This is a genomic window from Sphaerospermopsis reniformis (assembly GCF_005402885.1).
Taxonomy (GTDB): Bacteria; Cyanobacteriota; Cyanobacteriia; order Cyanobacteriales; family Nostocaceae; genus Sphaerospermopsis; species Sphaerospermopsis kisseleviana.
In genome coordinates this window covers 1-9,710 of record NZ_BJCE01000208.1, presented here as the reverse complement: position 1 = coordinate 9,710, position 9,710 = coordinate 1, and the positions used below count along the sequence as shown (strand labels likewise).

9 protein-coding genes and 1 pseudogene are annotated in these 9,710 nt (G+C 37.7%); 4 read left to right on the top strand and 6 right to left on the bottom strand.

The window, feature by feature from the left end; all coding sequences use genetic code 11:
- The first annotated feature begins 92 nt into the window (after nucleotides 1-92).
- Nucleotides 93-902: a hypothetical protein gene (locus tag FFR48_RS21540; protein ID WP_137668796.1), complete on the top strand. Its 810-nt coding sequence runs from the start codon at nucleotides 93-95 to the stop codon at nucleotides 900-902.
- A 290-nt stretch (nucleotides 903-1,192) separates the two neighbouring features.
- Here FFR48_RS21540 and FFR48_RS21535 read toward each other — a convergent pair whose 3' ends face one another.
- The 3 genes from FFR48_RS21535 to FFR48_RS21525 form a co-directional block, all read right to left on the bottom strand.
- A complete protein-coding gene (locus tag FFR48_RS21535) occupies nucleotides 1,193-1,432 on the bottom strand; it encodes a 2Fe-2S iron-sulfur cluster-binding protein (RefSeq protein ID WP_137668795.1) in 240 nt (79 codons plus the stop codon).
- Nucleotides 1,433-1,510: 78 nt separating this feature from the next.
- The gene (cobQ, locus tag FFR48_RS21530; protein WP_137668794.1) at nucleotides 1,511-2,983 is read right to left on the bottom strand and encodes a cobyric acid synthase CobQ; all 1,473 of its coding nucleotides are present in this window, start codon (nucleotides 2,981-2,983) and stop codon (nucleotides 1,511-1,513) included.
- 386 nt (nucleotides 2,984-3,369) lie between these two features.
- A complete protein-coding gene (locus FFR48_RS21525) occupies nucleotides 3,370-3,774 on the bottom strand; it encodes an Npun_F0494 family protein (RefSeq protein WP_096566989.1) in 405 nt (134 codons plus the stop codon).
- Between the two features lie 160 nt (nucleotides 3,775-3,934).
- Here FFR48_RS21525 and FFR48_RS21520 point away from each other — a divergent pair, with 160 nt between their 5' ends.
- Nucleotides 3,935-4,372, top strand: a complete 438-nt coding sequence (locus FFR48_RS21520) for a peroxiredoxin (RefSeq protein WP_137668793.1) — start codon at nucleotides 3,935-3,937, stop codon at nucleotides 4,370-4,372.
- Nucleotides 4,373-4,443: 71 nt separating this feature from the next.
- Here FFR48_RS21520 and FFR48_RS21515 read toward each other — a convergent pair whose 3' ends face one another.
- Both FFR48_RS21515 and FFR48_RS21510 read right to left on the bottom strand, forming a co-directional pair.
- Nucleotides 4,444-4,839 carry a hypothetical protein gene (locus FFR48_RS21515; protein WP_137668792.1) on the bottom strand — a complete coding sequence of 132 codons (396 nt, stop codon included), beginning with the start codon at nucleotides 4,837-4,839 and terminating at the stop codon, nucleotides 4,444-4,446.
- A gap of 44 nt (nucleotides 4,840-4,883) precedes the next feature.
- The gene (locus tag FFR48_RS21510) at nucleotides 4,884-5,759 is read right to left on the bottom strand and encodes an ABC transporter permease (protein WP_137668791.1); all 876 of its coding nucleotides are present in this window, start codon (nucleotides 5,757-5,759) and stop codon (nucleotides 4,884-4,886) included.
- 635 nt (nucleotides 5,760-6,394) lie between these two features.
- Between FFR48_RS21510 and FFR48_RS21505 the strand changes: the two genes are divergently transcribed.
- Nucleotides 6,395-7,411, top strand: a complete 1,017-nt coding sequence (locus tag FFR48_RS21505) for a methyltransferase (RefSeq protein ID WP_137668790.1) — start codon at nucleotides 6,395-6,397, stop codon at nucleotides 7,409-7,411.
- Nucleotides 7,412-7,885: 474 nt separating this feature from the next.
- Here the strand turns inward: FFR48_RS21505 and FFR48_RS21500 are convergent, their stop codons facing one another.
- A complete protein-coding gene (locus FFR48_RS21500; RefSeq protein ID WP_137668789.1) occupies nucleotides 7,886-8,272 on the bottom strand; it encodes a hypothetical protein in 387 nt (128 codons plus the stop codon).
- Between the two features lie 170 nt (nucleotides 8,273-8,442).
- Here FFR48_RS21500 and gatB point away from each other — a divergent pair.
- Nucleotides 8,443-9,579: pseudogene (gene gatB / locus FFR48_RS21495) on the top strand (Asp-tRNA(Asn)/Glu-tRNA(Gln) amidotransferase subunit GatB); the annotation flags it as partial.
- Between the last annotated feature and the right edge of the window lie 131 nt (nucleotides 9,580-9,710).

Genomic DNA, 9,710 nt, shown 5'->3' with positions numbered 1-9,710 from the left:
CCGGAAAAAGTGTGCATTTTTTGGGATTTCAAGAGATGGCAAAGAAATTTTCCAATCTCCTCCTGACTCCTGACTCCTGACTCCTGACTCCTATGCCCTCACGGAAAGACTTTCTCAGCAACCCCTATATACAAATGCGAGAGGTAGCGCAAAATTTAATTGATGAATTACGTATATCTACAAATAATTTTCAAGTTTTTGAAGCTGATTATATTAATAAAAATCCGAGAATGTTACCAATTTTTCAGAGGTTGATTAATGTCAGAAGTAAATCTGAATTGAAGAAAAGAGTTGGTAATGTTTCTGATAATTCTATATCAAAGCCAGCAGCTAAGAGATTAGCTGATATTCTCAACAGTAACACAACTAATAAAAATATAGATGATCAGGAAATTTTACAAGGTTTGGAAACAACATTAGAAGGAATTGTGCGTGATTTAGTCGGTAGAGTATTACTAGAAAGTATAGTAGCTACAGCACTTGATGAAGCTAATGTTCCTTACAAACGAGAAAAGGAATACAAGTATTTAGAAGGAGTTATTTATAATTTCCGATCTGATTTTGTTGTACCTGATGAAAATGAACCTAAAGCATTTATAGAAGTAAGAAAGTCATCCTCTAGACACGCTTCTTTATATGCTAAGGATAAAATGTTTTCAGCTATCAACTGGAAAGGAAAAAATAAAGATATTCTGGCTATATTGATTGTAGATGGAGAATGGACGGCTGAAACTTTGCGAATTATGGCTAATGTTTTTGATTATGTTGTTCCTATCAAAGCTGTTTCTTCGGTAGCAAATTCTATTGCTGAGTATTTACAAGGAGATAAATCAAAGTTGAAATGGGTGATTGATTTTTCTATTAAACCAGCAAATGAGGAAGTTATGCTTGAAGATGAATAAAAATTATTTTAGTTCTTTAGTACCTAGTATGCCAAACTATTAATTAAACATCAAAAATGTGTTTAAAAATAAAGGCAAAAAGCCATATCCCATGACAAATACCTAAAATGTTAATAAATAATGCCCGTATTTATTATATCATAAGGGTTTTATGGTTTTTGTGAACGCAATCTAGCATAATATGTAATGAAGACCCATTATTTTTTAAGTAGAGACACAGAATAACCATGTCTCTACCATTTCCTGACAACTAAAAAAAACAATCAAAAAACAATCAAAAAAATAATAACTTACCAAGTTGGATCACTAAAAAGATGTATGGTTAATTCCTCTTTATTTGGAGGAACAGGAGTAATACAAGCACGGATGATTTCACCATCGTCTAACTCGACAGTGCAAGCGTGACAAGTTCCCATTAAACAACCAGTAGGAATTGATACCCCTGCCCTCTCTGCTACATCTAATAAAGGTTCTCTAACTTCAGCTTCGACGGTAACATTATCTGGTAGAAAATGGATCTTCATAGTCATTGGTTGTGGATAATTAATGTCAGAAAAAAGGTAGATATTCAGATTTTTGCTGATAGCTGAATACTGATAGCTGACTGCTTACAAAAAAGGCGTTAAATCTAAATGGGTTTCTACTTCGGTAGCTAAAGAATCTAAAATCTGTTCTCGTTGATCTCGATAATTAGCAACACCTGTGGGTAAAGATTTTAAACCTCTTTGTTGACGCAGACGATTTAACCATGCACGTCTCCAAGGACCATTATCAAAAATTCCATGTAAATAAGTCCCCCAAACAGATTGACAATTATCAACTAAACCTAAATTAACATCGTCAAATAAAGGTTGACAGATGTCTTTATCTGTTGGTTGTTCTATGCGCGATCGCCCTTGATGAATTTCAAACCCATTCACAGGTAAACCCATCTGAGGATAATTAGAAGTCACCTGACGTTGACGGGCTATTTTCTGTCCTGTGATCACAGTTTTCATGGGTAATAAATTTAACCCTGGATATCTGCCGGCTTGCCCTTCTACTCCTTCTGGGTCAGCTACCATTTGGCCTAACATTTGGAAACCGCCACAGATGCCTAAAACCGTTCCCCCAGAAGCAGCATAATTTTGAATTGCTTCTGCCATACCACTTTTTTGCAATAGCATTAAGTCGGCAATTGTTGTCTTTGTCCCTGGAATAATTACTGCATCAGGGTGTCCTAAATCTTGCTTAGGACTAATGTATTTTACTGAAACTGTTGCTTCTGATTCCAATGGATCAAAGTCGGTAAAATTGGCAATTCTGGGTAAGCGGATAACAGCAATATTTAATTCAGCTTGACTTTTATAAGATTTTCTCTCTAACAAGTCCAGTGAGTCTTCTGCTGGAAATACCTGTTCTAGATAAGGTATGACACCAACCACGGGAATACCAGTCCGTTCTTCTAACCATTTAATTCCAGGTTCAAGGATGGAAAGCTGTCCTCGGAATTTGTTAATTACTACCCCTTTCACCAAGGCGCGTTCATCAGGTTCTAATAACTCTAATGTTCCTACTACATGAGCAAAAGCTCCTCCCCGGTCAATATCAACTACTAACAGAGTCGGTGCATTTAAATATTTTGCCACCCTCATGTTAGTTAGATCTCGGTGCTTGAGGTTAATTTCTGCTGGACTTCCCGCACCTTCACAAACGAGTAAATCAAATTCTGTCTCTAGCTGTTTTAGCGATTCCTGAATTGTGCGCCAACCGAGTTCAAAATATTGCTCGTAATAATCCTTAGCACTAACTTTACCTACCGCTTTACCTTTAAGAATGACTTGAGAAGTCATATCCCCTTGGGGTTTGAGTAAAATGGGGTTCATTTCCACTAGAGGCGGCACCCCCGCAGACCAAGCTTGCACAGCTTGAGCGTAGCCTATTTCTCCACCATTGGCGGTGACATAAGCATTTAAAGCCATATTTTGACCTTTAAAGGGTGCTACTCGCCAGCCACGAAGTGAGAGAATGCGGCAAATAGCTGTAGTTATCAGTGATTTCCCTGCGTGGGATGTTGTTCCCACTACCATAATTGATTTCATAGGGTAACTTGTTTGTTTTTTGAGTGTCGCTGTAATTTTTGAGTTAAAGGTTTTTCAATAATGGACAATTGACAGTGAACAATTGACAATTACCTCTCTCTGGAAAGGAGAGGATTGAAAAAGCGGAATTTTTGGCTTTTTTGCCCCTTGAAAGGGGAGGTTTTAAACCGTATGGCTAACGCCACGCTACGCTATCGGCTGACGCTCACGGCGGAAGCCTTGAATGAAACAATTGTCAATTATCAATTGTCAATTATCAATTGATAATCTGCTAATCTACTCATTAAATTGGAAAAAAGCAGATTAAAAAACTAGGTTAGAGCTTATTGTTCCCTTAACCTAGTTTTCACTTTGACTTGCTTATCTAAAGATGTCAATTTTTTCCGCTAAAAAGGTAGTCGAAACCAACGAGTAATGGCATCATTTAAGCGATCGCCCCATGATGGACCAGGCAAGTCTGTATCCAAGAATTTTTCTACCAACTGATAACCCAGGGGTGTGAGGCGAAAACCGTCGGTTATTCCCTGTCCATCGACTTCTCTGCGTAGTATCCCCACTTCGATTAACCAACCTAAAGCGTTATCACAGGCTAATTCTGATAAAGGGCGTTTGGTATAACCTTGCTTAAAGCCATTTTCTGTAGCGATCGCACCCAAGGCAATACTTTGGCTTTGCATAGCTTTCCATAAACTCAGATGGAAAGGTGAACAGATCAGCGATCGCTCGGCTCTTAGGAGTGTTTTCTGACTATATACAAAGGGTTTGGAGTTTGGAGAATTTATTGTAGTCATAGGGCATAGGGCATAGGGCATAGGGCATAGGGTGATGGGGAAGTGGGGAAAGTGAATAACCCAATCACCAGTCACCAATCACCATTCACCATTCCCTAACAATTGTAAATTATTGTAAAATTTCCACAGCATCAATATTCTGAAACAGGAAAGGTGAATTATGGCACTAGCAGTTGGTACAGATGCACCTGCATTTACCACCAAAGATACAAACGGCAATACAATATCATTATCTGATTTTGCGGGTAAAACCGTGGTTCTGTATTTTTACCCCAAAGATGACACTCCAGGTTGTACCAAACAAGCTTGTAGTTTCCGGGATGCCCAACCTGAATATCAAGGTAAAGATGTTGTAGTTTTGGGAGTAAGTGCTGATGATGAAGCCTCTCATCAAGCATTCACCGCTAAATATAATCTCAATTTCCCCTTATTGGCTGATATTGATCAAGCCTTGATTAAAGCTTACGATGTTGATGGTGGTGGTTATGCCAAGCGTGTTACCTATGTCATTGATCCTAACGGGAAAATTATTCATGTTGATGGTGCTGTTAACACAACTACCCATGCTAGTGATGTTTTAAATGCACTTGGTTTGTAATAACTAATAATTTTCCAGAACCTCAACTTCAAACCCAACCAGGATGAGAAGTTGAGGTTTTGACTTTTCATTTATTTCTCTGAACCAGGTAAATTCATCGACGGTACTGCATTTTCACCGGATGTAGTTGGTGAAGTTGTAGTTGGTGAATTTGGGTTTGGTTGTTGCTGACTTTGCAGAAGTTTTTGTTGTCTGGCTTTAAACGCTGCTGCTGCGTCATTTAGCTGTTGATTTTGTTGTTCAGAATTCCAGTTGAGAGTGCCGAAATTTGCCTGATGAATCAGGTTAAACATATTGAAATCTGAACCATTACCTAACATTGAATTGCTATTTTTATCAGTCTCCAAAGTAGCAAAAGGTTGATTTGGATCAGCTAAACTCGGTGGTGCTACTAAAACAGATGCAAAGCTAATTCCTGCGAAAGTGGCAACTAAGATTTTTGGAACTGGTAAAAATGGTTTGTTCATGAGATTTCCCCTCACATTTTGCCTCATTTAATCATGCTTCTATATTAAGCCAGTGTCTTGCGTAGTTGGGGTTGAATGCTGAGTAAAGCCACTACAGCAAATCCTAGTAATACTAACAATGCTCCCCCAAAGGTAACATCACCCCAGAAAGCGTGCATGACAACATCACTTAATCCCCAATTACTGTTTAGATATAAGTAGCGTATGGGTTCAATTGCATAGCTGAGGGGGTTGAGGGTAGCGATCGCCTGTAACCATCCTGGCATAAAGGATAATGGTGCTAAAGCTGTGCTGGCAAATAATAAAGGTAGGTTAGTCACAAAAATTACTGCAATTAATTCAATGTGTCCTGGTAAAGCAAAGGCTAAACCGAGGGAAATGGCGGTGACACCTAAAGCTAGTAGAAATACTATGAGAGCGATCGCCCCTAGCCCGGATGCATCCGGTAAACCTGCACCTAAAAACGCCGCTGCACCGACAATTACAGCCGCTTGCAGTAAACTTTGGCTAATGATAAAGATAGCAGAAGCAAAGACAATTGAGAAACGAGAAGCTAAAGGTGCTACCAGTAGACGGTTTAAGAAGCCAAATTCCCTGTCAAACATCACAGGTAAACCGGCATTTAACGCCCCAGCAAAAGCGGTAAAGACAATTACACCAGCCGCTAAAAATTGTCCGTAATTTGTCGTACTACCAAATAAACCCTGGGGCGCATTTTGGAATAATGCACCAAACAACACCAACCACATCACCGGTTGAATAATCCCTGCTGCTAGAGTAGAAGGACGACGTTGTAATTGAATAAATAGACGACGAGTTAAAGCTAGGGTTTCTTGGACTATTTCCCCCAAAAAGTTGGGTGTATTTTTAGCAACTACGGTCTGTGAGTTGAGTTGCTGGAAATTGATATCTGTCTTCATAGGGATTTTCAGATTAGATATACAGTAGATATACAGGGTGTAAACTTAAAAAGTCCGAATTATAAACATTTTTGCACTTGGGAATTAGCCCATAATCACAATAATATTTATAATTCTTAATATTACATTATATCAAAATATGATGTAAAATAATGTTTACATTGTTGACATTAATAAAGATTTAGCTATAGATATCCATTGACTGGGAGCATCCCAAATGTGTAAATTTATTTTTATCTAGTATTTTTATCTAGGGAAATAAAATGCTCCAAGACTTGATATGATTGAACCGCAAAGGACGCAAAGGACACAAAGGTAAGAGATTGTGAGAGATTGTGAGAAATTGTGAGAAATTGTGAGAGATTTTTTAGTGTTGTTGCGTTTATTTTGTCAAAATTGGGATGCTCTCCATTTACTCAACGTGATTACGCCTTAAAAGAAGAAGATTATGAAAATTCATTACATCAATACCCGCAAAATTCCCATCTTGTTTCATAATAGATAGCAGTGCAAAAACAGAATAATTTAAACGTAAGAATTTAGGAACAGAAATCAATTAATTCTTACCTACATTGTTTATTTTGGATTCTGATTGATTACCGTCCAACCAATATCAATAAAGTGGTAAACTGCAAATGAATCAAACTCAACTTTCTCTACATACTCAATTAACACAAATGATTAGCGGTTATTGGGTAGCTCAAGCTATCTCCACTGCTGCTAAATTAGGCATTGCTGATATTTTGCAACAAGGTGAGCAATCCTGTCAAGAATTAGCTGAAAGTACAGATAGTGATCCTAGTGCTTTATATCGTCTCATGAGGACTTTAGCAAGTATCGGTATTTTTCAAGAAACAGATAATCAAAACTTTATCCTCACTCCTTTAGCTGAACATTTATGTAGTGATCATCCGCAATCAGTCAAAGCAACTGCTATTATGCTAGGAGATGCACCCCATTATCAACCTTGGGGGAAAATGTTTTATAGTGTGAAAACCGGAAAACCAGCATTTGATCATCATTTTGGGATGGGTGTATTTGAATATTTTAAATCCCATCCTCAAGATGCGGAAATTTTTGAGGAAAGCATGAATTGTTTTTCTTTAGTTGAGGAAAAAGCTATTCTCGATGTTTATGATTTTTCCCCCTTTAAAACCTTGGTAGATGTAGGTGGAGGATATGGAGAAATGTTAAGTAATTTTCTACAACAATATCCCCATCTCCAAGGTATTCTCTTTGATGAAGAATATGTAATTTCACATTGTCAACCAACATTAGAAAAACATGATATAGTTAGTCGTTGTCAAACTGTTAGCGGTAGTTTTTTTGAAGCAGTTCCATCAGGAGGAGATGCTTACCTTTTAAAACATATTGTTCACGACTGGGATGATGAAAGAGCAATTAAAATTCTGCAAAATTGTCGAAATGCTATGGATGAGCATAGTAAAATATTGGTTTTAGAAATGATTATTGAACCTGGTAATATTCCGGGTGCTGCAAAAATGTTAGATTTGAATATGTTGGTGATGTGTCCTGGTGGTAAAGAAAGAACAGCAGCAGAGTTTCACGAATTATTTACGAAAGCTGGTTTAAAATTAACTCAGATTATTCGCACTGCTGATGATATTTGTATCATTGAAGGTTGTAAATAAACTCTCAGTTTTTTTATGATAGCATCCCAATGAAAGAAAAAAAGTAAGCATTCAGCAAGATACTAAAAAACCCGAATTACATCTGGCAAATTTTTCTCATCAACAATTACAGAACTTGTCAATATTCTGATTTTATCAAAAAATCTGTCCACTTATAGGTAGGACAAGTTTTGGAATATGCGGTTAAAGCAGGTTTAGCGTTAAATTGTCAAAATGTCAGAATTTAGGAGTCAGTAGGGGCAAACCCCCCGTGGTTGCCCGTACTTGAATTTTGTATTTTAAATTCTCAATTATGACAAAATATCTCACTATTAATTAATTAATTAATTAATTAATTATTCAATTTTTAACAATTTTCATGTATTTACACCACATCTGCAAAAACATATTTTTTCCTTAGCGTCTTTGCTGCTTTGTGTCTACCCTGCGGGATCTCCTGACGGAGATTGCGCGAAACCTTAATCAAGATTTGGTTCATTCTAATTTTTCCCTCTTCCGTACACCTTCTGTATTCTTTCTTCTGCCGCTTGCTTTGTTGTGCCTCCTGCGTTTTTGCGGACTTTTTCTGTGTTCTTTTACAGAAAATCCGTGGGCTATAAATGTTGTTTTTCTACCTTGTAAATCAGTTGTAGAAACATATCTTTCATCTAAATCAGAAACAGGTTGATAATTACCCCATCCTAGAAATTCATATTGCTGTTGTCGTGCTGCTTCCCAAGAATTGGCTTCAAATTTTTTTATCAATTGAGAATTATCATCTAGCAAAACACGGGCGCTTTCATTATGTGATGGAAAGAAATCATAGCTACCATCTTCATTTTGCCATAATTCATAAGTTGTTAATTTTAAAGAACTTGTCATATACTTTTTTTAGCAAATTCATGAGGTTTAAACATAAAGTCACTCATAGGTTTGTCTATGAGTGTACAGGTTTGTCTATTAAATTGTCAACTTAGGACAAGCTCATCCTTTAGCACAACTCCCGACAACGCTAAAATAGTACCCTAAAGCAAAATCATCAACATGATAATATGACCACAGCTACACCAGTAAAAACAGAATACGAAGCAATTATTGGTTTAGAAACCCATTGTCAACTTTCTACAAACACCAAAATCTTCTCTAGCAGTTCCACCGCTTTTGGTGCAGATCCTAATACCAATATTGACCCGGTGTGTATGGGTTTACCAGGAGTTTTACCTGTACTTAATGCCAAAGTTCTAGAATATGCAGTTAAAGCAGGTTTAGCGTTAAATTGTCAAATCGCTGAATATAGTAAATTTGACCGTAAACAGTATTTTTATCCTGATTTACCGAAAAATTATCAAATTTCTCAATATGACTTACCCATAGCTGAACATGGTTGGTTAGAAATAGAAATGGTAGACGAAGCGGGAAACCCCACCCGTAAACGCATCGGTATTACTCGTCTGCACATGGAAGAAGATGCAGGAAAACTTGTACACGCAGGAAGCGATCGCCTAGCAGGTTCTAGTTATTCTCTGGTAGACTATAACCGCGCTGGTGTCCCCTTGGTGGAAATTGTTTCTGAACCAGACCTGAGAACAGGCCAAGAAGCTGCGGAATATGCCCAAGAACTACGTCGCATTATGCGTTATCTTGGTGTCAGTGATGGCAATATGCAAGAAGGATCTTTGCGTTGTGATGTGAATATTTCCGTCCGTCCTGTAGGACAAGAAAAGTTTGGTACGAAGGTAGAAATTAAAAATATGAACTCCTTTAGTGCCATTCAAAAAGCGATAGACTATGAAATTGAGCGTCAAATAGCCGCTATTGAAGCAGGGGAAAGAATAATTCAAGAAACCCGACTTTGGGAAGAAGGTTCACAACGTACTAGCAGTATGCGGGTTAAAGAAGGTTCTAGCGATTATCGTTATTTTCCTGAACCTGATTTAGCACCTATTGAAGTTTCTGATGCACAATTAGAAACTTGGAAAAGCGAATTACCAGAATTACCTGCACAAAAACGCCATCGTTATGAAAATGAGTTAGGACTTTCTGCCTATGATACGCGAGTTTTAACAGAAGATAGTTCTGTAGCTGGATATTTTGAAAGTGCTATAAACGCTGGTGCAAATCCCAAAGCTGCTGCAAACTGGATCACCCAAGATATAGCAGCCTACTTAAATAAACAAAAACTCACCATTCCCGCTAATCCCTCGTGGTAATATAACCATTCTTGGTATCGTTGCCAAAGTGCCTTAGCATCCATCATGAGGGAATTCTCACATATACTTGATCAAACTCCAGTTTAATCTATGGTTTTGGCGATCCCTGC

What these genes read in the sequence shown, in the direction of transcription:
- FFR48_RS21500 (WP_137668789.1), bottom strand. Translation starts at nt 8,272, where the DNA reads ATGACAAGTTCTTTAAAATTAACAACTTATGAATTATGGCAAAATGAA.
- FFR48_RS21540 (WP_137668796.1), top strand. Translation starts at nt 93, where the DNA reads ATGCCCTCACGGAAAGACTTTCTCAGCAACCCCTATATACAAATGCGA.
- FFR48_RS21505 (WP_137668790.1), top strand. Translation starts at nt 6,395, where the DNA reads ATGAATCAAACTCAACTTTCTCTACATACTCAATTAACACAAATGATT.
- FFR48_RS21535 (WP_137668795.1), bottom strand. Translation starts at nt 1,432, where the DNA reads ATGACTATGAAGATCCATTTTCTACCAGATAATGTTACCGTCGAAGCT.
- FFR48_RS21520 (WP_137668793.1), top strand. Translation starts at nt 3,935, where the DNA reads ATGGCACTAGCAGTTGGTACAGATGCACCTGCATTTACCACCAAAGAT.
- FFR48_RS21525 (WP_096566989.1), bottom strand. Translation starts at nt 3,774, where the DNA reads ATGACTACAATAAATTCTCCAAACTCCAAACCCTTTGTATATAGTCAG.
- FFR48_RS21515 (WP_137668792.1), bottom strand. Translation starts at nt 4,839, where the DNA reads ATGAACAAACCATTTTTACCAGTTCCAAAAATCTTAGTTGCCACTTTC.
- cobQ (WP_137668794.1), bottom strand. Translation starts at nt 2,983, where the DNA reads ATGAAATCAATTATGGTAGTGGGAACAACATCCCACGCAGGGAAATCA.
- FFR48_RS21510 (WP_137668791.1), bottom strand. Translation starts at nt 5,759, where the DNA reads ATGAAGACAGATATCAATTTCCAGCAACTCAACTCACAGACCGTAGTT.